26 protein-coding genes and 1 riboswitch are annotated in these 25,293 nt (G+C 38.1%); of the genes, 16 read left to right on the top strand and 10 right to left on the bottom strand.

All coding sequences use genetic code 11. The features are described 5' to 3' along the window. Positions 1–35: 35 nt before the first annotated feature. Positions 36–1,301 carry a hypothetical protein gene (locus NST46_RS04370; RefSeq protein ID WP_341136815.1) on the bottom strand — a complete coding sequence of 422 codons (1,266 nt, stop codon included), beginning with the start codon at positions 1,299–1,301 and terminating at the stop codon, positions 36–38. Between the two features lie 285 nt (positions 1,302–1,586). Here NST46_RS04370 and NST46_RS04365 point away from each other — a divergent pair, with 285 nt between their 5' ends. From NST46_RS04365 to NST46_RS04315, 11 genes are all read left to right on the top strand, one after another. Continuing rightward, on the top strand, positions 1,587–2,447 hold the full coding sequence (locus tag NST46_RS04365; RefSeq protein ID WP_118888459.1) for a methyl-accepting chemotaxis protein: 861 nt from the start codon (positions 1,587–1,589) through the stop codon (positions 2,445–2,447). A gap of 15 nt (positions 2,448–2,462) precedes the next feature. After that, the gene (locus tag NST46_RS04360; RefSeq protein WP_340002454.1) at positions 2,463–3,923 is read left to right on the top strand and encodes an aldehyde dehydrogenase family protein; all 1,461 of its coding nucleotides are present in this window, start codon (positions 2,463–2,465) and stop codon (positions 3,921–3,923) included. 262 nt (positions 3,924–4,185) lie between these two features. Further along, positions 4,186–5,244: a MerR family transcriptional regulator gene (locus tag NST46_RS04355; protein ID WP_095307670.1), complete on the top strand. Its 1,059-nt coding sequence runs from the start codon at positions 4,186–4,188 to the stop codon at positions 5,242–5,244. A gap of 124 nt (positions 5,245–5,368) precedes the next feature. Beyond that, entirely contained in the window at positions 5,369–5,806 is a 438-nt protein-coding gene (locus tag NST46_RS04350) for a general stress protein (protein WP_095307671.1), read from the top strand. 457 nt (positions 5,807–6,263) lie between these two features. Next, entirely contained in the window at positions 6,264–6,767 is a 504-nt protein-coding gene (locus NST46_RS04345; protein WP_341136814.1) for a GNAT family N-acetyltransferase, read from the top strand. A 27-nt stretch (positions 6,768–6,794) separates the two neighbouring features. Further along, positions 6,795–7,343: a short-chain dehydrogenase gene (locus tag NST46_RS04340; RefSeq protein ID WP_340002452.1), complete on the top strand. Its 549-nt coding sequence runs from the start codon at positions 6,795–6,797 to the stop codon at positions 7,341–7,343. A gap of 200 nt (positions 7,344–7,543) precedes the next feature. Then, positions 7,544–7,798 (top strand): hypothetical protein, encoded by a 255-nt coding sequence (locus NST46_RS04335; protein WP_340002451.1) that lies wholly within the window; start codon positions 7,544–7,546, stop codon positions 7,796–7,798. Between the two features lie 98 nt (positions 7,799–7,896). Beyond that, entirely contained in the window at positions 7,897–9,696 is a 1,800-nt protein-coding gene (locus NST46_RS04330) for a M3 family oligoendopeptidase (RefSeq protein ID WP_340002450.1), read from the top strand. A 66-nt stretch (positions 9,697–9,762) separates the two neighbouring features. Next, positions 9,763–10,671 (top strand): PhzF family phenazine biosynthesis isomerase, encoded by a 909-nt coding sequence (locus tag NST46_RS04325; protein WP_340002449.1) that lies wholly within the window; start codon positions 9,763–9,765, stop codon positions 10,669–10,671. A 261-nt stretch (positions 10,672–10,932) separates the two neighbouring features. Then, on the top strand, positions 10,933–12,201 hold the full coding sequence (locus NST46_RS04320) for a helix-turn-helix domain-containing protein (RefSeq protein WP_340002448.1): 1,269 nt from the start codon (positions 10,933–10,935) through the stop codon (positions 12,199–12,201). A 5-nt stretch (positions 12,202–12,206) separates the two neighbouring features. Then, positions 12,207–12,356: a hypothetical protein gene (locus tag NST46_RS04315; RefSeq protein ID WP_251660192.1), complete on the top strand. Its 150-nt coding sequence runs from the start codon at positions 12,207–12,209 to the stop codon at positions 12,354–12,356. Between the two features lie 108 nt (positions 12,357–12,464). Here the strand turns inward: NST46_RS04315 and NST46_RS04310 are convergent, their stop codons facing one another. The 9 genes from NST46_RS04310 to NST46_RS04270 all read right to left on the bottom strand — a co-directional run bounded on the left by NST46_RS04310 (position 12,465) and on the right by NST46_RS04270 (position 20,970). Further along, entirely contained in the window at positions 12,465–13,586 is a 1,122-nt protein-coding gene (locus NST46_RS04310; protein WP_095307679.1) for an N-acetylmuramoyl-L-alanine amidase, read from the bottom strand. Between the two features lie 265 nt (positions 13,587–13,851). Further along, positions 13,852–14,394 (bottom strand): flavodoxin family protein, encoded by a 543-nt coding sequence (locus NST46_RS04305; RefSeq protein WP_095307680.1) that lies wholly within the window; start codon positions 14,392–14,394, stop codon positions 13,852–13,854. 442 nt (positions 14,395–14,836) lie between these two features. Beyond that, positions 14,837–15,724 carry a DMT family transporter gene (locus NST46_RS04300; protein WP_095307681.1) on the bottom strand — a complete coding sequence of 296 codons (888 nt, stop codon included), beginning with the start codon at positions 15,722–15,724 and terminating at the stop codon, positions 14,837–14,839. Positions 15,725–15,858: 134 nt separating this feature from the next. Beyond that, positions 15,859–17,106 (bottom strand): ABC transporter permease, encoded by a 1,248-nt coding sequence (locus NST46_RS04295; RefSeq protein WP_303448393.1) that lies wholly within the window; start codon positions 17,104–17,106, stop codon positions 15,859–15,861. After that, complete coding sequence (locus NST46_RS04290) at positions 17,099–18,031, bottom strand: ABC transporter ATP-binding protein (RefSeq protein WP_303448392.1); 933 nt, start codon at positions 18,029–18,031, stop codon at positions 17,099–17,101. The genes NST46_RS04295 and NST46_RS04290 overlap by 8 nt, the downstream gene beginning before the upstream one ends. Positions 18,032–18,033: 2 nt before the next feature. Beyond that, complete coding sequence (locus NST46_RS04285; protein WP_341136813.1) at positions 18,034–18,951, bottom strand: M23 family metallopeptidase; 918 nt, start codon at positions 18,949–18,951, stop codon at positions 18,034–18,036. A 15-nt stretch (positions 18,952–18,966) separates the two neighbouring features. Further along, positions 18,967–19,824: an ATP-binding cassette domain-containing protein gene (locus tag NST46_RS04280; protein ID WP_095307686.1), complete on the bottom strand. Its 858-nt coding sequence runs from the start codon at positions 19,822–19,824 to the stop codon at positions 18,967–18,969. 3 nt (positions 19,825–19,827) lie between these two features. Beyond that, on the bottom strand, positions 19,828–20,220 hold the full coding sequence (locus NST46_RS04275) for a GntR family transcriptional regulator (RefSeq protein WP_095307687.1): 393 nt from the start codon (positions 20,218–20,220) through the stop codon (positions 19,828–19,830). Between the two features lie 30 nt (positions 20,221–20,250). Continuing rightward, positions 20,251–20,970, bottom strand: coding sequence for a hypothetical protein (locus NST46_RS04270; RefSeq protein ID WP_341136812.1), 720 nt, complete (start codon positions 20,968–20,970; stop codon positions 20,251–20,253). Between the two features lie 350 nt (positions 20,971–21,320). On the opposite strand from NST46_RS04270, the gene NST46_RS04265 reads away from it, so the two are divergent. The 5 genes from NST46_RS04265 (at position 21,321) to NST46_RS04245 (ending at position 25,223) form a co-directional block, all read left to right on the top strand. Next, complete coding sequence (locus tag NST46_RS04265) at positions 21,321–21,839, top strand: DoxX family protein (protein WP_095307690.1); 519 nt, start codon at positions 21,321–21,323, stop codon at positions 21,837–21,839. Positions 21,840–22,162: 323 nt separating this feature from the next. After that, entirely contained in the window at positions 22,163–22,777 is a 615-nt protein-coding gene (locus NST46_RS04260; RefSeq protein ID WP_095307691.1) for a superoxide dismutase family protein, read from the top strand. Between the two features lie 54 nt (positions 22,778–22,831). Further along, positions 22,832–22,929, top strand: a riboswitch (guanidine-I (ykkC/yxkD leader). 134 nt (positions 22,930–23,063) lie between these two features. Continuing rightward, positions 23,064–23,405 carry a DMT family transporter gene (locus NST46_RS04255; protein ID WP_095307726.1) on the top strand — a complete coding sequence of 114 codons (342 nt, stop codon included), beginning with the start codon at positions 23,064–23,066 and terminating at the stop codon, positions 23,403–23,405. Next, complete coding sequence (locus NST46_RS04250) at positions 23,405–23,719, top strand: DMT family transporter (RefSeq protein WP_341136811.1); 315 nt, start codon at positions 23,405–23,407, stop codon at positions 23,717–23,719. Before NST46_RS04255 ends, NST46_RS04250 begins: the two co-directional genes overlap by 1 nt. Positions 23,720–24,035: 316 nt before the next feature. After that, on the top strand, positions 24,036–25,223 hold the full coding sequence (locus NST46_RS04245; protein ID WP_095307693.1) for an MFS transporter: 1,188 nt from the start codon (positions 24,036–24,038) through the stop codon (positions 25,221–25,223). Positions 25,224–25,293 lie beyond the last annotated feature (70 nt).

The raw sequence follows: 25,293 nt of genomic DNA, 5'->3' as shown, positions 1-25,293 counted from the left end.
ATCCCCTTTTATAAACTAAAGGGGATTTTTGCTGTCTATAACTCGTCCAATAAAATTATTTCTCCACTAAAACTATCCACACCATATCCACAGTCTACTTTACCACATAAAATGTAGCGGTTTTGTGTCTTATCAAAAACGTAGACAGGCGTGATATCAATGTGCTTAGCAAGCTTTTCAAATGCCTCTTCTTCAGAAAACTTAGGCTCGTCTGCATGCTCGAAATGTTTAAACATATCCACAAGTGCTTGATTATCCACATAGTTGAGCGCTTCGTAATCTGCACCATCCATTAAAAGCTTGATTTTCCGGTCAATGACGCGTGCATCTGGCTTGGTTGGTCGTAACTCTGCGATGATATACGCTTTCTCACGCCATAATGCAGCAAGCTTCCAATCACCGCTGGCCTGTGGATATTCGCGTTGCATAAAGTTTTGTACCGTTTTGATTACTTGTTTTTGCTCGTCATCATTCAGCGGTATATCCACTAGCGCATCTTTACTAGCAAATGCCTCTTCTACTGTAACTTCTTGTGAAAGATCAATATCTTTTCTTGCTAAGGGCTCTTCGATTGTTTTCTCCCATTGTAAGACAAGATCATGCTGTGTATAGGACTCAGAACTTTCCACTTGTTCATAGGAAATCGTTTTATCCCCATCATTTGTTACGAATACGGTTGTTATTCCATATACTGCCTTCCACTTTTCTTCGTCTTCTAATGGAATCTCTAACAGCTTTGTCTGTGCTTTGGCAATAGGCTCAATTTTTTCCGGTGTTAATGCAAACGGCTCCCAATTTAATTGATCCTCATTTGGGAAATGACCGTCAATTGAGAATAATGTTAGCTTATGCCCCTCATTAAATCTTACTTGAATCGATCCAGATGGAAATACTGAAATATTATCCACAGCTGCTTGGAAAAATAGTTCTTTATTTTCTTCCTGCACTAATTTAAACTGTCTGCCAAACTCCAATCCAGTTTCTTGCTCGATCCATTCAATCGCAAGTTCTGTATTACCAGCTTTCGGTAAATCAGTTTCTAGCTTGTTCTCACCCTCAACGAAAATCAGCCGGCGTATTAATTTCGAGTGAATATCGATATCGATGCTAATCGTTCCAGCTGGATTTAAGTCATCATCTGAAATAATGGCGTCATTTGGAAACCATTCCATATTTAAAACAAAAGATTCGCCATTTTGGTCGATCTTCTCGCGGTAGATCGCATGTCTTTTTAAATGAAAAGCTTCAAGCTTAAATTTATCTGCTGTGAAATCAACAATTTCTTGAATTCGTACGTCCACATGTAAAACCTCACTTTTTGTGTTTGCCTATAGTATAACATTCCGGGAGTTATTATATCATGCAAGCTTTGTTTGTTGTGCATTTTGATTAAATAATCTGATATGAAAATAGCGAGAGGCGTTATAAATCAGTAACAATAAAAAATGGTACGTGTATAGATTGATTTTATTTTTTTATCATTTCACTTGAAAACTGGAAAATCTTACCGATATAAATTATTGAGAGTAATCGGAATTATATTGTCCGATCTATGTTATCCATTATGTGAAGAGGAGAAATGGTTAATGAAGCAAACAAATGTAAATGAGAATCTACATCCTTTATTGCAGGCAATTATTAGTACAGCCCCATACTTTCAGCAACTGATTAATGATGATATCACAATAGGTGTTTATGACACTGAAAAACTGATTGTTAATTTCCCCGCTACTACATTTGCGTTGAATGTATCGCCTGGAGATCCATTGTTGGAAGGGGATATTATAACGAAGGCCATTCGAGAAAACAAAAATCAAGCAATGATTGTACCGGCACATATCTTGGGGGTAAACCTTGTTTCAATGGCAGTTCCGCTTCGTGATGAAAATGGGCAAGTTGTTGGAGGAGTCGGTGTTGGTCAAAACACTGAAAAAGCCAATAAACTGTCTGAGGTTGCAAATGGTCTCTCTACAGTCGTCGAAGATGTAACAAGCACGATTACAGAAATGGCAGTATCCATATCCCAGCTTTCTGAAAATATGGGAGTTATTTCAGAAAAATCTAATAAGGTAAATGACAGTATCAAACTTATTGAAGACGTATCAAATGTAGTAAAAGGAATTGCAGATCAAAGCAATCTGCTTGGGTTAAATGCAGCTATAGAATCTGCTAGAGCAGGGGAACACGGTAGAGGTTTCTCTGTAGTTGCCGACGAAATTAGAAAAATGGCAGCAGGATCCAAAAATCAGGTAGAAGAGATTCACACCATCACTACAAAAATTGAACAGATCATTTCCAGTCTGGATGAGGACATTCAGAAGACAAATCTTGAATCTGATTCACAATCAGCCGCAATCGAAGAACTCACGGCAACGATGGAAGAAATCAACAGAAATGTCTCTGACTTGGCTCAATTGGCCAAAGAGAATTTACAGCTAAAATATTGATAGGAGTTGAATAGAATGATTGATTTAAAATCACTGAAAAGTCAATACATAAATGGTGAATGGAGAGAAGGAAGCAGCAATCTCCAGATTGAAAATAAGAATCCTTTTAATGGGGAGATCCTTGCTACATATAAAGCTGGAAGCAACGATGACCTGAATCATGCTTACGCAGCTGCACAGCAAGTTCAGAAAGAGTGGGCAAAAACAAATCCTGTTTCTCAGCGGGACGTTTTTGACAAGGCTGTTGCTTATTTAGAAGCAAATCATGAAGCATTCGTTGATGTAATTATCGATGAAATTGGAGGAACCAGATTAAAAGCTGAATTTGAAATTGGGCTGGTTAAAAACATGCTTAAAGAAGCGTCCACATTCCCGATGAGAATGAATGGTTCGATTTTACCTTCTCCTATTGATGGAAAAGAAAATCGAGTTTACCGTGTGCCAGTTGGTGTTGTTGGCGTAATTAGCCCGTTTAATTTCCCATTCTTTCTATCGATGAAATCCGTTGCTCCAGCACTCGCTACTGGAAACGGTGTAGTATTAAAACCGCATGAGCACACTCCGATTACTGGGGGAACCATGATTGCCAAAATGTTTGAAGAAGCTGGCCTTCCTAAAGGGTTATTGAACGTCGTCACTACAGAAATCTCTGAAATCGGCGATAATTTTGTTGAACATCCGGTGCCACGTGCTATTTCCTTCACGGGTTCTACAGCTACTGGTAAGCATATTGGGGAAGTTGCTGGAAGAAATCTGAAAGAAGTGCATCTGGAACTCGGTGGTAACAGTGCACTTGTTGTTCTGGATGACGCCGACATTGACCTGGCAGTCAGTGCTGCAGTGTTTAGTCGATTCACGCATCAAGGGCAAATTTGTATGTCAGCAAATAGACTTATTGTACATGAATCCTGCTATGATGAATTTGTAGAAAAGTATATTGCTAAAGTTAAAACATTAACTTGTGGGGATCCTAAAGATCCAAGTACAATCATTGGACCATTAATAAATGAACGACAAGTAAAAAATACAGTTGATCTTATCCAAAAAGGGATCGCTGAAGGTGCGACACCGGTTATAAAAGGAAATGTAAATGGAAATATCGTAGAACCGGTTGTATTTACAAATGTTACACCAGATATGGCGATTGCAAATGAAGAGTTCTTTGCTCCGGTAGTTTCGATCCTAAGGGTTTCAAGTGATGAAGAAGTTATCGAGTATGCAAATCAAAGTCCATATGGCTTAAGCGGCGCTATCCATACAGAAGACATTGAACGCGGTGCAGAACTTGCTAAATTGATGGATACAGGAATGATTCACATTAACGATGGCACGATAAATGATGAACCAAACGTAGCTTTTGGTGGTGTGAAAAACTCCGGAGTTGGCCGTCTGAATGGCGAATGGAGCCTCGACGCATTTACAACTTTCAAATGGATTTCCATCCAGCATGAAAAACGCTCATACCCATATAGTTAATCAATTACTAAAAAAATACAAAATAAAGGCTTATAAAATGGCCTTGGAACGGATTGAACCGTTTTCGAATTAGCCTGATCTTCTTGTCAGGCTAATTTTTTTCAATGCAGAAAATTATCGAGTTTGAATGCTTTGGATAGTACCTTGGCTACACGGATAGTCATGTTCAGCTCCCGTGTCCAGTGACTAGCCGTATATTTCTTTCCACTAACAAAAGAAATTAGAAATTCCCCTTTACCTTTCCGTTACGGGAGGGTTTACTATGATGAAGAAGGGAGAGAGCTTCATGCAAATTAAAGAAGTGGCAAAACAGTTGAACACCACCCCTCGGGCAATACGTTTCTATGAAGAAAAGGGGTTAATTGCACCAAAAAAAGATGCAGAAAATGAGTATCGTTATTTTTCTGATACAGATGTGTCGCGATTAAGTACAATTTTAGCATTGCGAGAGATTGGTCTACCTGTAAAGGGGATAAAAAAAGTACTGGAAGATCCAGACATGACGATCAAGGGATATTTGCATGTTCAGCGTTCGGCGCTTGTTGAGCAATGGCTGGAAATTAAAGATATGATCGATACAATTGATAGAATGGTGGAATGTACTGATCGTGATTTCTATGAACTGGCACAGCATTTGAAGAAGTTGAAGCATCTTCGAAAGGGCTGGGAGGATAAATGGGGTTTTGATAGCTGGGCGGAGGACTTTGACAACCATATCAAACAAGAGGGACATGGATTCAATGTGCATCAAGGCTATGATGAGGCACTTGAGAGGATTGCAGGGACAGTTCACCTGGATGAACATGCGGTCTGTGCTGATATTGGGGTTGGCACTGGAAACCTTGGAGCGAAATTTTTGGCAAAAGGAATCAATGTCATTGGGATTGATCAATCGAAAAAAATGCTAGAAATTTGTAATAAAAAGCATCCAGAGATTGAAGTGCGTCATGGACATTTTCTAGCGTTGCCTCTATTGGATAGTCAAGTCGATACTGTGGTTTCAAGCTACGCCCTACACCACTTACCTGATTCAGAAAAGCTGTTAGCTTTATCAGAAATGACACGTGTGCTAAAGCCAAATGGTCAAATTTGCATAGCGGACTTAATGTTTCTGGATGAGACACATCAAGCTGAGGTCATGGATGCGCTTCGTATGGAAGGGAATACTGAGGCAATTGAAGCGATTGAGGATGAATATTATGCAGATCGATCGTTACTAGTGAAATGGTTAGAAGAAAATCAATATAAAGTGGAAACCGTTATGTTTAACGATATTTTAAGTATGATTTATGCAAAAAAAGTTGATAAAGCTGGTTCGTAAGTAATTTCAATGTGATAATGCACCATTAATATGATCCCAATTAAACCCAATTCAATAGGTTATGACTATTATTATTTAGAAAGGGTAAAGAATAAGTAGTTTACTCTTTTAAGGGGGCATATTAATGAATAATCATATTGTTGGAATATACGATACAGAAGAACAAGCAGTGAAAGCTGTTGAACAATTAAAAAGCAAAGGCTACTCAATTGATGAAATATCGATGATGGCCAAAAATACAAAAAAGCTGAAAGAAACAGCTGAAGAAGTCGATCCTTCCACTACGGATGGAGCCGTTGCCGGTGCAGCAGCCGGCGGTGCCATCGGGATAACTGGTTTTTTTATCGGATTAAGCGCACTCGCAATTCCCGGAATCGGCCCAGTCATCGCTGCAGGTCCGATTATAACAACACTCGGAGGTGCGGCTGCTGGTGCCGCCTCTGGAGCAGGTGGATTGAAACATGCTTTAATGGAATTAGGTGTTTCGAATGATGAAGCAGAGCACTATTCGAATGATGTGAAAGACGGGAAAATACTTGTGTTTTTACATCCTAAAGCGTGATTATCGACACTTAAAGGACAATCATAGTGTGAAAAAGAGGTATGTATCAAGTTGATAACATACCTCTTTTTCGTGGATAGAACAAAATAAAAGCTGTTTTAAAGTTTAGTATTTAAAAATAATGAACAATTTGATTTGATAAAAATATTCTGAGTAGATAGCGTGTTCTGTGGTAGACTAAAAGTGGCGGTTGTGTTGGAAAAACTATTAAAATCTGTGAGGAAAATCTTAATCCTAGGAGCAACGGTCGACTTTATTAAAATCTGCACAGAAACATATTATTAAGGTACAGATTTTCGAGAAGTGGTAAAACATATATTGTCAAAATAAGACACCATTCCTGTCCGCTAACGCACGAAAATCAAAAATAAGACACCATTAGACTTATTCGAAGGGAATTACGGATTACCCCATTCTTAATAATAAAGATATAAATCTGGAAAGGAGCCCAACAAAAATGATCACGATTAAACAAGCAGAAATGGTACATGTTGATGGAATAGCCCGTGTTTGTTGTGAGGGATGTATCGAGACATACAAGGGCATTAGAAGTATTGCAAACATAGAAAGAAATAATCAACGTTTTTATAATCATGAACGTATATCGAAGGAAATAGGTGAAAGCCCTGGCTGGGATGGCTATATTGTCGCTCTTGACCATAACGCAGTTGTCGGAGCAATTGGTGGAGGAATGCTACATAATGAAGAAAGTGAAGTGTATGTATTGTATTTGGACCCGAATAGACGTGGGGAAGGGATAGGGACAAAGCTTTTAGATTTTTTAACAAATATTCAGCGTGAGAAAGGTGCTAAGAAGCAATGGGTTTCTGTACAAAAAGGAAATAGGAAAGGTATTCCATTTTACGAGAGAAGAGGGTTTTGTAAAGTATCCGAACAGCTGGCATATTCGAATACGGGGGATGAAGATTACCTTTCATTAAGATATGTACGTGGAATCTAAAAATGACATCGCAAGGGGAAATAATAAATGAAGCACGCATTAGTAGTCGGTGGAACTGGTATGTTAGCAGACGTGTCTCTTTGGCTGATGGACCAAGGGTATCATGTATCGGTTATTGCGAGAAATTCCGGACGTATGCAGCAGCTTATGGAACGAGCAGACTTTAAAGAAAAAATCACACCAATTATTGTTGATTATAGAAGTGATCATGAATTACAGAGCAAAGTACATACAGCAATTGAACAAAATGGTGATATCGAGCTGGTTATAGCTTGGATACATTTGAATGCTCCAGCTGCACTTAAAATCATCACGAGGGAAATTTCAACGCATACAGTTGATTGGCAATTATTCCATGTGTTAGGAAGCAGCACGGACGTAGATAAGATCAAGCGAGAAGTGAGTGTCCCCCAAGGCTGTTTTTATTATCAAATCCGTCTGGGATTTGTACTGAAAGACGAGTATTCTAGATGGCTGACAAACAAAGAAATTTCAAGTGGCGTAATTGACGCCTTAAAGCAAAAAGACTCAATACGAACAATTGGTATAATTGAGCCTTGGGAAAAACGACCATAAAATGGTAGAACAAAATCTTATGTCCTGCGAAGAGACATAAAAAGTGTTTGCAGCTTTCTAAATCAACGCTAACTAAAATGGAACCTTTTATTGGAAAATTTCGTATAAGTAGTATTCGAGATTAAGAGAGCCAGAAGGATGATGACGTCAAGGAGGGAGAAAAAGGTGAATCCGTGCCAAAAAACGAGGAGGTGTAAATTGTGAAAAAGTATATTATTTTTGCTGTTAGTTTTCTCTGTGCGTATACATTGCTGCAAATTTTGTCTGGAATGCTGCTCATATTCACCTATACGCCAAACATTACAGGAGCTTGGAATGAGAGTGGTACGCTAGCCCAGGAAACGATTATTGGAAGGAGTTCATCATCATTTTTAATATCGCTCGTGATTGCCTTACTTGCTGCATCAATTGCATATTTTTTCGCCAATAAATTTAGGAAGGCAGATGCAAAGTAGGATGTGATTGTTATTCAAACAGATTCTTAAATTCATGTTAGGGAAACAAAATGAAGAGAGTAACGTAAATACAATGAACCAAATGTGGAGGAGAAAAAATGGAAACCACGAAGTATCGAGAAGTATGGGAATTAGATTCCTTATTCCCGGGTGGTAGTGAATCCAGTCAATTACTAAAACATATAAAGGAATTAGAAGGTAAAGTTTATACATTTGCAAACCATGTAAGTTATTTTCAGCCATCACAGGAAGTTGCTGATTCGATAAAGATTGCAGCGTTATTGGAACACATGAGTACCATTCAAATTCATGTATCACAAGCTAATTCCTTTATTACATGCTTATTAGCACAGAATCCAAAGGATCAAACAGCTACATCACTTCAGAGTAAAATCGGTGATATTCGTGCGAGTTTTGATTCATCTGTTCAAAAAACGCAAAAAATTCTCCAAGGTATAGAGGAAAATTTATGGCAAAGTATGTTAGATACAAGTTTATTGCAAAACCATGCATTCATACTAAATGAATTGCGAACAAAAGGAGCACGGCAGCTAAATGACAATGAATTCGTGTCTGAATTAATGATTGATGGATATCATGCTTGGGGGCAATTTTATCATGCGCTGATAAGTGATATAAAGGTTAACATTTCGATCAACGGTAATAGAAATGAATTATCGGTAGGTCAGGCAATCAATCTAAGATCGCACACTGATGAAAAAGTACGGAGAAAATCACATGAAGTATTAGAAAATACATGGATAGAGAAAGAAGATTTGTTTGCTAGAATTTTGAATCATATTGTTGGTTTTCGGCAACAGGTGTATAAAAAAAGAGGAATTGAAAATGTATTAGAAGAACCTTTAATTGATAATCGAATAGAAGAAGATACATTGAATGCAATGTGGAGAGCTGTTAATAAACAGAAAAAGCCATTTGTCGATTATCTCAATAAAAAAGCCGAACTTCTTGGAGAACCAAAATTGAATGCGTATAATTTTTGGGCTCCTATTACAGAAAGCACGCAACAGCTGGAGTATAAAGAAGCTGTTGATTTTATAACGAAGCACTGTGGCCAATTTGGACCTGAATTAGAAGCCTTTACGCTGAATGCGTTTGAACAGGGGTGGGTTGAATCGGAAAACCGTTCAGCTAAATCAGTTGCTGCATTTTGTGCAGGCTTCCCGCTAACTGGAGAGTCTAGAGTTTTCATGACATTTGGTGGAACGATAAAAGATGTATTAGCGCTTGCTCATGAGCTGGGACATGCATTCCACAATTATGCGATGAAATCTGTGGATGGTTTGAGCAAAAAATATCCATTAAGTTTAGCAGAAACAGCTTCAACCTTCTCAGAAATGATTGTATTAGAGGCAGCAATAAAAGAGACAACATCTGATCAAGAGAAGCTTTTTTTAGTGGATGAGAAGTTAAAACGCAGTGTAATGAACTTTATGAATATGCATTCCAGGTTTTTGTTCGAGAAAAATTTGAATGAGGAAAGAAAACAAGGGTTTGTTTCACCATCCCGTTTAAATGCTTTAATGAAGGAAGCTATGGAAGAGGCATATCATAGTTCCCTTGAGAATGCATCGGTACATTCATGGATCTGGACACCACATTACTATATTACGAAATCTCTCTTTTATAACTTCCCTTACACCTTTGGATATTTATTTGCCCTAAGTATCTTTGCAAAGGCAAAGGAGAAGGGGAAAACATTTGAACAGGAATATCTTGCATTACTACGTGATTCTGGGAGAATGTCCACGGAGGATTTGGTGATGAAGCATCTTGAGGAAGACATTAAATCAGAGGTCTTCTGGGAAAAGGGGCTTGCATTATGTATAGAAGATGTGAGGGAATTTATTCGATTAACGGAAAAGATTAAAAGATGATCTTTTCAAGTCAGTTCTTTAGGATTGAAAGTTAATAACTGTTGTTTACAATGGGAGGAATGTGTTGTGAAGTCTGTGAAGGTTTATCATTATGATGCGTTTTGTGAAGAGCCGAATAAGGGGAATCCCGCGGGTGTGGTATTAAATGGAGATGTATTAACAGATGCAGAAATGCAAGAGATTGCTTTTAAAGTGGGATTTAATGAAACCGCATTTCCCGTTCAATCAGAGGTAGCGGATTTTAAGATACGTTTTTTTACACCGGGACATGAAATGACTTTGTGCGGTCATGCAACCATGGCAACAGTCTATGCATTAAAGGCGAAAGGATTACTAGGTGGAAAAACGGAACTAACCATTGAAACAAAGGCAGGAATTTTACCTGTTATGATTGAATCGACTGCTAAGAAGGAAATTGTGATAACAATGAACCAGGCACCACCAAAATTCAAAAGTTTCAAAGGATCAAAAGAAGCTTTAGCCAAATCGATCGGATTGGAAATCAACGATATCGATGATAAGTTACCAATTGTATATGGCAGTACAGGTGCATGGACATTATTAATCCCAATAAAAAGTTTACGTGCTTTTAAGAAAATGAAACCGAAAAATGTTGCTTTTCCTACCATTCTAAAGGAGATGCCTAAGTCATCTGTTCACCCCTTTTGTACAGAAACGAATCATGCTGACGCTGACATGCATGCCAGACACTTTTCTTCCCCATACTCAGGTACGATTGAAGACGCGGTAACAGGTACTGCTTCTGGGGTAATGGGTGCATATTATGCTGAATACATAAACAGATATTTTAAAGAGTCGCTGAGGCTTGTAGTTGAACAGGGGCATGAAATAGATAAAGATGGCCGAGTAGAAGTACAGGTGGATAGGAATAGTCAGCCCTATACTATTAAAATTACTGGAAATGCAGTATACGTGAAGGATTTCGATATCGAAATAAAGAGTGTGAAAAAGTGAATAATAAGTATTGGAAGGAACTATAATTAAAAATCAATTCTCCATTTCGCTCTGCAGTTTAGCTTGGGCGTTATTTGTATGCGAATCAACATGCATTTTTTCTCCTTCCCTTCCAATCAAACACATTATCACCATTTTTTATAGAGTATAACGACTATTACAGTAAAAATTTTCTAAGCACAAGTTTTCTGCTTGAATAGTCTAATCTGAGCAGTAGTAAGTGCCTGTTCTATTGTATAATTATGATAGAGGTGAGGACATATGAATAAGAAGATTGGGCATCGAATCAAATATCATCGACTAAAGTCGAGGATGACACAAACAGAATTGTCAAATGGAGTTATTTCCGTTTCCTACTTATCAAAAATAGAAAATGGAGAAGTAGAGCCTCGTCAGGAAGTTGTCAGCTTGTTATCAAAAAAGCTAAAAATGGAAATAGAAACCGATGAACATAATGGGGTTGAATTTTATAAAGCCTGGTTTCGTCATTTATTGGTTGGAAACCGTGCGGAAGCAGTCAAAGGGTATCAATACATGAAAGAGAATTTAGATATTTCGGATACCTCCTATCGAAATTTAATCAATCTCCATAAATTAAGCTATTACATACTTATTAACAATAAAGCTGGAAAAGAAAAACAGTATAAATACTTACAAACTATATCGCATAGCTTCACAGAACTAGAAACCTATTATTGGTATAAATTTTCAGGTGATTACCATTTTTCCTTACTATCCTATAAAAAAGCATTATCCTTTTATCAGCATACAGAAGATTATTTGAAATATCCGATTTATTCATTGAAGGATGAAGAGAATGATCTGTACTATTTAATTGCATTGTCGGCTAGTAAACTGCGACAGACACATCATACATTTTCCTATGCCACTAAAGCGTTAGACTATTATCAAAAGATTTATAATCTAAAAAGATGTGCGGAATGTCATATTCTTTTAGGTATTTCTTATCGCAGGACATCTGAACTGGATAAGGCAAAGGAAAGCTATCAATTAGCAGCTACGATTGCGGAGCTTGCTCAGGAACATTCTTTATTTGCACTTTGTAATCAAAATTTAGGAAAGGTATATTCTCTGTTAAACAAATCGGAGGAAGCAATTGAATACTATTTGAAAAGCTATGAACTACATGCTGTTGAATCCATAAGTGATCAAATTGTTCCTGTATCGAGCTTGATGAAGGAATACTACCAAAAAGGAGAACGTGCAAACGCTGAAAGATGGTTGCAAGAAGGGCTTCGTTTATCGGAGAGCTTAACACCGATAGATTCCATTTATGTTTATGAATTTAAAGTGTACAGGCACTTGATTCATGGAATCGAAGATAAAGAATTTGTAAATTTGATTACAAAAAAAGTACTTCCTTTCTTTGATGAGATACCTTATGAGAAATATAAGTATTTAAAGGTTTTAGCAGATTACTATTTTGATAATCGAAAATATAAATTGGCTGCAAGCTATTATAATTATGCTAACAGTGTACTGAGTGGAGTTTACAAAGAAAGGGGGTGATGATGTTGAAGAAAGTATTTTTATTGCTTTCCTTAGCATTAATTTTTTCTTTTGCTTCAGACCTATGGCAACAACCTGCATCAATCGAGATGGCAATTGAAGAGGGAGTACCTCCGTTAAACGATAAAGAGCCTAAACCAAAGAGTGGTGAATAATACATAAAGCGAATATATCGTATTTAAATGTTCTATCTGTTACATAAGGGAGCTGTCCTATTGCTAGAACAGCTCCCATCGTTTAAAAAAATAGTTTGCACGGATACATTATCTATGGAAATAATCTACTAAACCATCTGTAATCGCTGTGGCAACTTGATTCTGGTAAGCTGCTGTTTGAACGATTGCTAGATCATTTGGATTTGAAATGAATCCAAGCTCAATTAAAACAGATGGAGCTGTTGTACCACGAAGTACACTGAAATCACGTTGCATGATACCGCGATTATCTAAGCTTACAGTAGACGCTAGCGAAGATTGGATATTTTGCGCCAAGCCCCGGTCAGAACCATTGCCAAAATACGTAGTTACCCCATTTACCCCAATTGTAGGGAAAGAATCATAATGTAGGCTGACAAACGCATCTGTTTGATAGGAATTACTAATACTTGCACGATTATCGAGTGAAACGAAGTAATCACCATTACGAGTAACAATAACAGTTGCCCCAGCATTACGGAGTTCATCTGCTACTCTAACTGCTGTATCGGAAACAAGATCCTTTTCATAAATCCCATTAAGCGCAATTGCTCCAGGATCTTTTCCACCGTGACCAGGATCCAGTACGATAGTATAGCCTTCTAATGAATCTGATTGAGGTGTGTTATTATTCGTGTTATTGCTTGTATTGATCGGTTCGGATGATTGTTCGCTAGTTGACGAAGTGTTCGTTAACCATGCGGCAATCCATCCTGTGGAACCATTTGAAAATTTAATTTGATGCCAATCGCCGTTTGTTTCAACTATGTTGTATGTATCTCCTGCTGATGACGAGCCTATAACATTGTAATCCGTACCAGGACCTGAACGTAAACGAACACTATTTGCTGTTACAGTGATCGAATCCGTCGTTGTTACCGATTGTGTATTAGCTGAACTGCTTTGGCTAGTATTGGAAACTGGAATAAGATGGTGCTTTGCAACCCAAGCTACATGTCCACCGTAATAGGTTTGTACCCAACCGTATTTCTCCTGAAACGCCATTACTTTATTCCCTTTACTTAACACGCCAATGATTTCGCCATCAGAAGTAGGTTCACCTCGAACATTTAATACCGAAGAGTAAACCTCATAGGATTGACCTTCATTAGCATGTGTTAAACTGGGGACAAGAAGTGATCCCAATAACAGAAAGCCAATGCCGATGAATAATTGTCGTAAATACTTCATTTGCTCCTCCTTTTGTCGAAAATAATTTTCCATAGATTAATAATAATAGTTAATACTTTCCTTAACAAGGGAAATTTAAACATTTTTCAGCAAAAACCATGCTAAATAACTAGAATTCGAAAATATATCTTACTAGATTTTGTGTAAAGGGAGAGTAACTACCTAATCTTTAATTGATTACTAGGTACGTAGAATTAATAATTAGCCTGACCATAATTACTAGAAAATATACGTATTGCCAAATAAAAAAGCACGTTGAAACTGTTCAACGTGCTTCCTCTTTTATAAGTAATGATGCTGCCTTTAATGCGGGTTTATCCTGGAGAATTTCTCCGGGCTTACTTGCCTTTCCGATTACATAACCTTCAAATGACATTTTATAAAACTGACAAATGTAATTAAATTGCTGGACAAGTGGAAGTCCTTTTATTGTCGGTGTGTCGCCGCCAACCGCAATAAGGTAAACCTTTTTCTTTGATAACGCTTCTCGAAAATGTGGGTATGCAGGATCTCTTAATATTTGCGACCAGCGGTCAATAAACGTTTTCATCGGCCCGGACATACTATACCAGTATATTGGGGTAGCGAACACGATAATTTCATGAGCTAGCATCTGGTCAATGAGCCACTGATGATTATCCGCGTTTGGGTCAAAGCCTTTGGCATCATGGCGTTGATCGATAATAGAATTGACTGTATAATCACGTAAATAAATATGGGTTCCTTTTTCCTTTGGGACAGCTTGGTATGCCAAGAATTCTGTATTTCCATGAACACGGGTTGAACCGTGAAAGACGATTATCTCCATTACACATCCTCCTTGAAGGTAAAAGCTATCTGCATAAGTGCAACATTCCAATGGATAAGGATTTCAATGAACCCTTAAGTGAATGCCGAGTTTTCTAACGTCATTCAAAGTATATGAGTCAACTGTTAATAAGATGTTAGTTTTACAGAAGATATCTGGAAACATCTTGGCAATGAAAAAAGCGAGCTTCACCACGAAGCCCGCTACATAACTTTTAAGCAAAAAAACATTCATCTGACTTGATATAATAATCAGTCCCAAACCTCACTTGCGATAATAAGGCTTACGGAAAGACTTACACAAAAAGCGATAATTGCGATTAACATGAATAATGCCCCCTTTATTCATAAGAAAAATACTACATTCTGTTAAGTCTATTATAGTATATTTTACATTTAAAAAGAACGACATATTTCTGAACGATAGGAAGAGAGGGGCTGTTTTATACAGGAATACGTTTTTTCTGTTGGATTAAAAAGAAAAATACACCGATTAATACAACTGCGCCTCCAGCAACTTGCATGCCGTTAACACGTTCGCCCAATAACAGGACAGCTAATGCAGTGGCTCCAACAGGTTCACCTAGAATACTCATGGAAATGGTTGTTGTATTAACAAAGTTTAGCAGCCAGTTGTTGATAACATGTGAAATAGTTGGGATAACAGCTAGCAATAGAAAAATCCCCCATTCACGTGACTCATACCCACTAAGCGAAATTCCAGCAATGAGATTATAGATTGTCAGTGTAATCGAAGCAAAAAGGAATACACAAAAACTATAAATCCAATGTGAAAGCTTTCTAACTACATTTTGCCCGATTAATAGATAACCAACCACAGCAATGACACTTAAGAATGACAGGATATCTCCAAGCACTGCTTCCCTGCTTAAGCCAAAATCACCCCAGCCAACCATGACTGCACCAATCACAGCAATTCCTACTGTTAGTAATGCGGGGATGGAGGTTCGTTCTTTGTAAATAAGGAATCCACCAATCAAAGCAACAATCGGCTGCAAGGTAAGGATAATAGTAGAGCTTGCCACAGTGGTAAGCTGTAACGATCCAAACCATAGAGCAAAATGTAATGCTAAAAACAGTCCTGAAAACATTAATAGAAAAATGTCTCGTTTGGAAATAAGCAGAAACTCTTTTCTTCTTTTCCATACAAATGGAAGCAATAAAATAGATGCAAACCACATACGATACATACTTGAAATCGTAGCGGGTGCATCAGACCATTTTACAAAAATGGCAGAAAAGGATATGGCTATAATCGATACGACTAATGGTATACCGATTTTTTTATTTGATTTTACTTCTTCTTGCAATTCTTACTCGCACTCCTTCGTTAAAACGTTATAAATGCTTTACTATTATAACATGGGAGGAATGTTTTAGCTTTAGCATATTAATCGGGAAGTATTGGAAGAGGCAGCCACTTGCATGGCTGCCTCCAAGAAAATTAAGCACGAAGCCATTTCAAAATCTCACCTGGCGTAGCATTTTTTCCATACATTAAAATACCTACTTTAAAGATTTTTCCAGCAAGCTTCATAAAGATCCAGACACTTGCCATAATGACAATGAGGGAGATAATAATCTCAATCCATGGCCATTGTTCAAGTGTAGATAGACGCATAACCAGCACGCCTGGTGCAGTAAACGGAATGTACGTACCAACTTGCGCAACGATACCACTTGGATCACTCAGAACAGGTCCCATAATAACAAGTGGTGCGAATGGCAGCATCATTACGAAGCCCTGGAAGTTCCCGGCAGTTGAAATATCAGACATCGTCGCACCGATTCCAACAAAGATGGATGCAAACATCAAATAGCTTAAAATAGCAATGAAAACAAGTAGAAGGGTTTCCGGAACGAGTAAATATTCGATAATTGGAATATCTAATTTCCAAACTGCGAATGGCAATAGAACAACGAAGAAAACTACTACTTGAATGATGCCCAAAACAAAATAGCCGACGATTTTCCCTTGCATTAGATCAGATGGCGTTAGAGAAGATAGAATGATTTCAGCAATTTTATCCTTCTTCTCCTGTGATGCACTTTGGAAGGTTGCCATACCCGTCATAATAACAGAAAACATAATAATTCCAGCAAATATACCAGGCACCATACGCTCCATCGGATCAGCGCCAAGTCCAGCTTCTGCTTCTTCTGCATCCTCTTCACTTGCCGCTGCATCTTCCATTGTTATTTCTTCAAAAGTGATTCCTTGCAGCAGACTTGCTGTTTCTTCTTCTGTTAAACCAAACTGTTCAATTTTTAATGCTTGCAGCGGTGTTGTTAATACTTGTACTTGATTGATAAAGAACTGGTCAATCTCATCACTTGTATAAACAGGAACGACACCCGTCTCGATTGCTTGATCATTAATAAATAGGAATGCTGTATTTTCGCTAGCTTCTAAGATTGATTCCACATCTGCTTCATCAATATCTGTTTGCTCCATTTCCCAATTCAAGTCACTTTGATTGATCGTTTCCTCTAATGCTGGATAAATACCTGTTTGGTCATGAACATATACCGTTGTAGAACTAGGTTCCGCATCATCTGATCCACCAAACAAGCTGCCGATAAATCCAAAGGCAAGAATCAGGATTGGCGTTAAGAATAGCCCGATTAGAAAGGTCTTATTTTTCATATTTCGTTTAATTTCCCACTTCGCTACTTTCATCGTATTACGCATGAAGTTCACCTGCTTCCTGTAATAGATTCTTATCTGTTGCGATATCAATAAATATTTCATGAAGCGATATCCGGTCGATTGTTAGTTCTTGTATGACGAGCTGTTCTGGTAACTGCTTCAGCCAGCTGGCAGGGTGGATGTCACTTGCTAAATAGAGAATTGATTTGTCATCCTCTTGCTCAACACGCTGCACACCAAGTATACGGATTAAGTCATCGTAAGCATTTTTCCCGTGAATGGTACATTTAAAATTGGCATATTGGGTTTTTACGTCATCCATTGTTCCATAAATCACCTTCTGTCCTCGGTGAATCATAAAGAGACGATCCGCCATTTCTTCTACAAGATTCATTTGATGGGATGATAGTAAGATTGCAGTTCCTTTTTCCGCCAGGCTGCGAATTTCCTGCTTGAACAGCTCTTGACTTACAGGATCGAGTCCGGAAAATGGTTCATCCAATATGAGCAGCTCTGGTTCATGAATAACAGATGCGATAAACTGCACCTTTTGCCCCATCCCTTTGGAAAGTTCTTCAACAGAAACCTTATCCTTACCTTCTAGGTCAAATTTTTTCAAATAGCTCAGTGCGCGCTCTTTTGCCTTGTCTAATGGGTAGTCTTTTAGCTCAGCTAAATAAAGCAGAATATCCATCACGTTGACATTTTTATAAAGCCCGCGTTCCTCTGGTAAATAGCCGATTTTATTGCGAGGAATATCTTTCCCATTGCTATTCTGAAAGTCAATCGTCCCAGCATCTGGATACATAATCCCCATAATATTGCGGATTGTAGTTGACTTCCCAGCTCCGTTTGGTCCAAGAATTGCCATGATTTCACCTTTACGAACATCGAAACTAATATCTTTAATAATTTGCTTGTCTTTAAAAGCCTTTCCTAAGTTCTTTACTGATAACATTGTTTCCATTGTTATTTATTCACCCTTTCTTTTTTAACTACATCATTTCGGACTAAAAACTCCTCGTCAAATTTAAGTGGAACACCTATCCCATCTTTTTCGGCATGGATGTGGAGATGAGGTTCAGATGTATTGCCGGAATTACCAATTTGCCCGATTGGATTACCTACTGTAAGTTGTTCACCTGCTTCCACTGTGATACTGCCTTCAAGTAGATGGACGATATACAATATAGCATCAGTCCCATCACATGCAATGGCAACATAATTTCCTTCTGGTTGATCAGGGTTTGATTCTGGTGGTATTAAATCTGGTGAATTATTTCTCGTTTCTACTACGCTTCCACTGCAAGCACTGTAAACTATATCACCGAAAATTTCGTATTTATCAAGTTCTTTAGGATAGATTCCGTTTGCTCTTGTACGAAATTGATTTAACTTCACAATATCAAGCGCATACTGTTGGGGCTCATAGGCATTGTGATAGTTTATCTGTGTCGCGCTGCCACCATGTGCAATATAATAAGACCCGTCCTTTAATGGAAAAGCAAGCTCGATGGGTTCATCCTCTGTGGAATAACCACTCACACTAGAAGTCGTATATAGACCAAAAATAAGTAATAATACGATATTAAATCCTCTTGAAAATTTTTGGCTCCTGTTAAGCTTCGTACGAAACGGAAGTGATTTGGTATTTTTCCAAGACAGATAAATAGCAGGAATTAATAAAAGCACCCATACAAACTTCAGGTATATTCCTACCCAATCCCATCGCCCTGAAAGAAATAGCCATGTAATAAATACAACGGTAAATAGTAACTGGATGATCCAATCAAGGCGGGTTGGATATTTTGTTTTCCATAAAGATAAAATAAAAGCGACGGGTAGGATAACCTGTATGACAAATACTTGGATAATAGCTAAAGTCATCGATTACACCTTCCTTTATCTAGTGGGTGACAGTAGCAACGTAATAATCTCTTCCAAATCAAGTGAAGATTGGTTCGTCCATTGTAAACCTTTTTCTTGTAAATAGTGTTCCGTTTCTTTTGGATGATTGGATACCACTTGAACACGGTCCCGAAAAACTTCACCAGGAATAGATGATTCAGTTAGTTCGCTGCGTAACCAATAACGCTTGTAGCGCTCTGTAAGTGCTTCTTTTTCAAAGTTCCCTATCATCTCCCCATTACGTAATACGAATAGATAGTCAGAAAGTTTCTTAATATCTTCAATTTGATGACTTGCAATTATAATGGAGCGTTCACCTTGGTCCATCCATTCTACTAAAATGTCCATAAGGTGAGTTTTCGCTGGAATATCAAGGTATGCCGTCGGTTCATCCAAAAGTAATAAAGGAGTATTCCTTGGGATGGTCAGTGCAAGTGTGAGTTTCTGCTGTGACCCTTGAGAAAGTTTGGAAAAGCGTTGATTCAAAGGAATAGCAAAATGTTCAACAATTCTTTGGAAAAGCTGTTCATCCCAATGTTCGTAAAGTGGGGCAATAAAACATTTTAAATTCTCTCCAGTAAAAGCGTCCCATCCGATCATTTTTTGTGATTGGTAGGAAACAAATGATTTCCATTGCTCTTCATCACCAGAAACATTTTGATTAAATAAATTAATACTGCCACTGTCAGTGTTTGCTAGATTCATCATCAGCTTCATTAATGTACTTTTTCCAGAGCCATTATTGCCAACAAGTGAGGTAATTGTTCCGGGTTCAATTGTTAAATTGATTGGTCCAAGATGAAAATTATCTATTTTCTTTTTTACCTGGGTTATCTCTACAAAAGGTTTCAACGTTTACTCTCCCTTCTTATAGCTCATGAGAATGTTATGGAAGATTTCTTCAATCTGCTCAATCGTATAGTTATAACTCATTGCTGTTTCTATAGATCTTTCAATTGTTTCATAGACAGAGTTTATCTTGACTTGCTGTTTCAAGGCGTCCTCAATGTCACATACAAATGTCCCTTTTCCTTGCTTCGTTTCAATAAATCCTTGATATTCTAAATTTTGATAGGCACGTCGAATCGTAATCACACTTATTTCAAGATCCTTTGCAAGTCCCCGAATAGATGGAAGTGCTGTACCTGCTTGAATATGCCCACTAGCGATTAATGCCTTTAACTGATGTTCGATCTGATGGTATATAGGTTCACGTGATTCGTTGGAAAGATGAATCGGCAGCTGCAAAGCACACACCCCTTTCTAAAAAACATTAGCTTAAAGATAATCAAGCTTTTCCATCGTTTTTTTCAATGAACGTGGCCAATAAAAGAAACCACATGCAGCAAGGAGGATGGATACAATAGCTGATAGGAGCGGAAGTTCTTGCGCAATTCGAATCGTCCATTCCACAAAACCTACATCTAACACTGCGTGAAAGAGCGTTAAGATTGCTGCTCCAAGAAGTATAAAAAAGAGACTAGATCCTAATAATGTTTTCCAATTGATAATATCTCCTCCATCACTTGTAGGTAAGACGAATCCAATATATATACTAATTGCTAGCCATATAATAACGAAAGCAAGATAGGCACTAAACCCCATGTTTCGGACTTCCGGTGTCAGTATGTACAAGCATAGTAGTAAGGTGAGCTGAAACGGAAAAGAATAAAAAGAGTGAAAGATAAATCGGCTCTTCACAATGACATTTTTTCTGATTGGCAGCTGTTGAAGCATAATAAAGGAAGGAGATGCCCAGATCTCTCCGCTGATTTTTTGTATATTGGTTTCTTTTGGTTTCATCCAAACTGGGAAAAGAAGAAAGAATATAATGAACAAAATATCCCCTACAACTGTTGTACCCCCCTCTAAGATGGGAAGGAAAGCAAATATAATTACGATATATAGGAAATAAAGTGTGTAGGAAATAACAGCATGACGTACAAAATTCTTCCATTCAATCCCAGCTAACCAGAAAGCTTGTTTCCATTCTTTCATAACAAATACCTCCTAACTGTTATACTGTGTATATCTATATGAACAGTATATGACCTAGAAACATTTCTGTCAATAATAATTCTAGTTAAAAGAGAAGGTGGGAATAGCCTGGCTAAAGCATTAGTATGGGGATATCTGGATTTCTTCAATCTGAATAGCTATAGAAACCAACCTCGTTCACAATTTAGTCACAACTTTGTTTCTGAATTGTGAACACATTCACAAACTTGTTTTCATCTTGAAAAATTCTGTTATGATATAAGTGTAGTAAGGAAACACCTTTACAATATATTGTGAAATGATGAACAAGCAAACAAATCAAAATAAGAATATAAAAGGAGATGGATGGAATGATTATGAATTTTATTCGTAACAGTAAAGTAGCTGCAGGTATTTGGACTTTCTTAAGAATTTATATTGGTTACCAATGGATGACAGCAGGTTATGGAAAAATTACTGGTGGACAGTTTGATGCAAGTGGATTTATTCAAGGAGCAATTGCAAACTCTACTGGTGAAGGAGCAACTGTTCAAGCGTGGTGGGGAACATTTCTTGAAGCTGTCGCATTGCCACAGGCTGAATTGTTTACGTACGCGGTTATGTGGGGAGAGCTGTTAGTAGGTATCGCACTTATCCTAGGAATTTTTACAAACTTTGCAGCTTTAATGGGAATTACAATGAACTTTGCGTTCCTTTTCAGTGGAACAGTAAGCACCAATGCACAAATGGTAGTAATCACTGTATTCCTTCTGGCTGCTGGTTATAATGCAGGCAGATATGGTTTAGATAGATGGATTCTACCATACTTGAAACAAACAATCCAAAGCAAAAAGCATAAAGTAGACAAAGAAGTTGCTGTTGCATCTTAAAAGTGAAAAAAACGCCTTACAAGGGAGCCACCCTTGTAAGGCGTTTTATTTTTTTTAATTGAAATAAATCCAGCCATCTCAGAAAATAACCATCATATTGAACTTGAACCATCAGGCCAAACCCAATCCACTTCCACTAACAAACAATCGCTATTTCAAAATAGAATCCCTTTACGAAACTCATACCAATCTCAACAATAGGACTTTCGATTTTCGTATCTAAACTTAGCTAGTACAAATATAGGATTCTTGCCCAAATATGTTTAACTACCTCTCAGATTGTGAAACATTAGTAATATAACCTTAAAAAAGGAGAGGACATAATGAAACGTTGGGCAATAATCGCTTTCGCATTAATCTTAGCTGCAGTACTAACGGCTTGTGGAAATACGGAGGATGAGACAGATACAGGAAATGAAAATGATGCACCTGCTGAGGACGATGCGACCAATGAAAATGGTGCAGAAGATCCAAATGCAACGGCGGAGGAAGAGGTCTTGGTTTCCTTAAAAAACGCAGAAGGTGAGGTAGTTGGAACAGCAACGCTAACTCCTGCGGATACGGGAGTAGACATCAAATTAGAAGGGGAAAACTTACCACCCGGAACAAAGGGCTTCCATATTCATGAGGTTGGACAATGTGAGCCCCCGGATTTCGAATCTGCAGGTTCCCATTATAATCCGGCAGATGCTGAGCATGGATTTGACCATACAGATGGTCCGCATGCAGGTGATTTAGAAAATATTGAAGTGGCTGATGATGGTACAGTAACAGCTGAAGTAACGGCTGATATGCTTACATTGGACAAAGATGGTGAAAATACATTATACACAGAGGAAGGAACAGCATTGGTCATTCACTCTGAAGCAGATGACTACACGTCCCAACCTGCTGGTGATGCGGGAGATCGTATCGCATGTGGCGTGATTGGAGAGTAAGTAAACCCTTGAATTTGGTCCGATTTTGTGTATAATCGAAAGTAATTGCATAGGAAAAAGGTTTTCTAGGGTTCCGTAGCAACCGCTAGTCTGGTCCGAGAGAAAACCCACAGTAGTAAACTGTGTCACGGAAGGATAAAAGCCTGGGAGAAACTGTATTAACAGTCGCTCTTAGGCTTCTTTTGTTTTTTTTGGACAGAATAAGCGTACATGTTAACCACAGTAGTTGCCATTTTTGATGAAGGGCGGTTTTCTTAGCAAAAATAAAGGTGGAGGTGCTGTTTTAATGAATTCGAACTGGGTGAAGGTTTTTATTGCAGCTTTCTTTGAAGTGTTTTGGGTGATTGGGTTGAAGCATGCATATGATTTTTGGACATGGGTCGGTACAGCAATTGCTATTTTTGTTAGTTTTTATTTAATGATAATGGCTGGACGAAAGTTGCCCGTTGGAACGGTTTATGCCGTATTTGTTGGACTCGGGACGGCCGGTACCGTGTTCTCTGAAATACTATTCTTTGGAGAACCGTTTGAATGGAGCAAAATACTTCTAATTTTACTCTTATTAGCAGGTGTGATTGGCTTGAAATTAGTCACGGATGAAAAGGTTCAGGAAGGGGAGGCTTCTTAATGGCATGGGGAGCTTTAGTTTTAGCAGGATTATTTGAAATGTTTGGGGTCGCAATGATTAATAAATTACATCAAGACCGAAGTTGGCAAGCCCTTGCCTTATTATTTGGCGGATTTGGGGCAAGTTTTATATTCCTTTCTTATGCAATGGAAACATTGCCGATGGGGACTGCCTATGCCGTATGGACAGGAATCGGTGCTTCGGGCGGTGCAATACTTAGCATGATCTTGTACGGGGAGTCAAAAGACTGGAGACGAATATTATTTATAGCAATGGTTCTAGGAGCAGCAGTTGGCTTGAAATTAGTCTCTTAATGCGTTAGGGATAGATATTAGAAATGAAAGAGGTCGGGTTGTAACTGACCATGATAAGTAAAAAAAATGGTTCCAATCATCTGCAGTTGATGGCTGGGGCCATTTTACTTTTTAGCTTACTCTGGTTTTATTTCAACATCCATATATAAACAGCTATTTCCCTGGTTTTATATGAATGCAGGCCATTAAAGTCTTTTAGCTAGCAAGCACAAGGATCTTGTCTCATGAAAAACTTCGTAACTCGAATTGTTTACATGTTAATTTTATATGGACTCCTGTATAATAGAATGTTAGCAAAGAAGAAAGGAAGGCGTTTATGCGTCCGAAATTTAATATAAAATCAGCAGAAACTCGTGAGAGAATATGGACACGTGATTTTGTGTTTATTTGTGCAGCGAACTTTTTTGTGTTTTTAGGCTTTCAAATGACACTTCCAACGCTCCCGTTATTTGTAAAAGAGTTAGGTGGCAGTGATCAGTTAGTCGGAATAGTTGTAGGGATTTTTACATTTTCTGCATTGATTTTTCGCCCGTATGCAGGTCATGCCCTCGAATCAAAAGGAAGAGGATTTGTCTACATGATTGGATTAGCAATCTTCGTTCTATCTGTTGGTGCTTATGCTTTTATTGCCAGTATTGTGCTGTTGTTTGTCATCCGAGTCGTACAAGGAATTGGCTGGGGACTATCAACAACGGCCGGAGGAACGATTGCGACCGATATAATCCCACCTGATCGTCGAGGGGAAGGGATGGGTTATTTTGGATTATCCGGTAACCTGGCACTTGCATTCGGTCCAGCTCTCGGATTAACGTTAGTAGGGATTATCTCCTTTTCAGAGCTTTTTCTTATTTGCGCTGCACTTGGATTCATCGCGTTTATTATTGCTTCCCGTATACATTATAAAAAAGTTGACCAATCTGAGCATAAAACCGCTACAGTTGCGTTTGATATTTTTGAAAAAACAGCACTACAGCCATCCGTCTTATTATTTTTTATTACCGCGACATTTGGGGGAATCGCGACATTTCTTCCAATTTATGCGATTGAACAAAACGTAGAGGGAATTCAACTTTATTTTCTTGTCTATGCTATCTTTTTAATGATATCTCGGACGTTTTCAGGACAAATCTATGATCGAAAAGGGCATCTATATGTATTTTTACCAGGGACAATACTTATATTTATAGCAATGCTCTTGTTAGCATGGCTCCCTAGTACGACCGCTTTACTGATTGCTGCTGGATTATATGGTCTAGGATTTGGCAGCGTGCAGCCAGCATTGCAAGCCTGGTCAGTTGAAAAGGCACCTAATCACCGAAAAGGAATGGCGAATGCAACCTTCTATTCTTTTTTTGATTTAGGAATCGGGATTGGAGCCATTGCCTTTGGTCAGTTTGCATATTTCTTAGGTTATGGATCCATTTACATCGCTTCAGCTGTATCGGTACTGCTGTCCATGCTGTTATACATTTACTTATATATGAAAGCAAAAAGACGGGTTTAAGAAAACACGCCCGATTGTACGCCATAGAGTACTTCTATGCGTAATATTTACTTTGAGGTCTGTTGAATGC

Origin of the sequence: Oceanobacillus sp. FSL W7-1309 (genome assembly GCF_038002145.1) — a bacterium.
GTDB classification, from domain to species: Bacteria; Bacillota; Bacilli; order Bacillales; family Amphibacillaceae; genus Oceanobacillus; species Oceanobacillus profundus.
Note: the sequence above shows the minus strand (reverse complement) of the source record. Positions and strands in the feature narration are given on the sequence as shown.

What these genes read in the sequence shown, in the direction of transcription:
- NST46_RS04265 (WP_095307690.1), top strand. Translation starts at nt 21,321, where the DNA reads ATGATTATGAATTTTATTCGTAACAGTAAAGTAGCTGCAGGTATTTGG.
- NST46_RS04305 (WP_095307680.1), bottom strand. Translation starts at nt 14,394, where the DNA reads ATGGAGATAATCGTCTTTCACGGTTCAACCCGTGTTCATGGAAATACA.
- NST46_RS04330 (WP_340002450.1), top strand. Translation starts at nt 7,897, where the DNA reads ATGGAAACCACGAAGTATCGAGAAGTATGGGAATTAGATTCCTTATTC.
- NST46_RS04360 (WP_340002454.1), top strand. Translation starts at nt 2,463, where the DNA reads ATGATTGATTTAAAATCACTGAAAAGTCAATACATAAATGGTGAATGG.
- NST46_RS04350 (WP_095307671.1), top strand. Translation starts at nt 5,369, where the DNA reads ATGAATAATCATATTGTTGGAATATACGATACAGAAGAACAAGCAGTG.
- NST46_RS04270 (WP_341136812.1), bottom strand. Translation starts at nt 20,970, where the DNA reads ATGAAAGAATGGAAACAAGCTTTCTGGTTAGCTGGGATTGAATGGAAG.
- NST46_RS04320 (WP_340002448.1), top strand. Translation starts at nt 10,933, where the DNA reads ATGAATAAGAAGATTGGGCATCGAATCAAATATCATCGACTAAAGTCG.
- NST46_RS04260 (WP_095307691.1), top strand. Translation starts at nt 22,163, where the DNA reads ATGAAACGTTGGGCAATAATCGCTTTCGCATTAATCTTAGCTGCAGTA.
- NST46_RS04295 (WP_303448393.1), bottom strand. Translation starts at nt 17,106, where the DNA reads ATGCGTAATACGATGAAAGTAGCGAAGTGGGAAATTAAACGAAATATG.
- NST46_RS04290 (WP_303448392.1), bottom strand. Translation starts at nt 18,031, where the DNA reads ATGGAAACAATGTTATCAGTAAAGAACTTAGGAAAGGCTTTTAAAGAC.
- NST46_RS04250 (WP_341136811.1), top strand. Translation starts at nt 23,405, where the DNA reads ATGGCATGGGGAGCTTTAGTTTTAGCAGGATTATTTGAAATGTTTGGG.
- NST46_RS04245 (WP_095307693.1), top strand. Translation starts at nt 24,036, where the DNA reads ATGCGTCCGAAATTTAATATAAAATCAGCAGAAACTCGTGAGAGAATA.
- NST46_RS04365 (WP_118888459.1), top strand. Translation starts at nt 1,587, where the DNA reads ATGAAGCAAACAAATGTAAATGAGAATCTACATCCTTTATTGCAGGCA.
- NST46_RS04355 (WP_095307670.1), top strand. Translation starts at nt 4,186, where the DNA reads ATGATGAAGAAGGGAGAGAGCTTCATGCAAATTAAAGAAGTGGCAAAA.
- NST46_RS04285 (WP_341136813.1), bottom strand. Translation starts at nt 18,951, where the DNA reads ATGACTTTAGCTATTATCCAAGTATTTGTCATACAGGTTATCCTACCC.
- NST46_RS04345 (WP_341136814.1), top strand. Translation starts at nt 6,264, where the DNA reads ATGATCACGATTAAACAAGCAGAAATGGTACATGTTGATGGAATAGCC.
- NST46_RS04255 (WP_095307726.1), top strand. Translation starts at nt 23,064, where the DNA reads ATGAATTCGAACTGGGTGAAGGTTTTTATTGCAGCTTTCTTTGAAGTG.
- NST46_RS04340 (WP_340002452.1), top strand. Translation starts at nt 6,795, where the DNA reads ATGAAGCACGCATTAGTAGTCGGTGGAACTGGTATGTTAGCAGACGTG.
- NST46_RS04310 (WP_095307679.1), bottom strand. Translation starts at nt 13,586, where the DNA reads ATGAAGTATTTACGACAATTATTCATCGGCATTGGCTTTCTGTTATTG.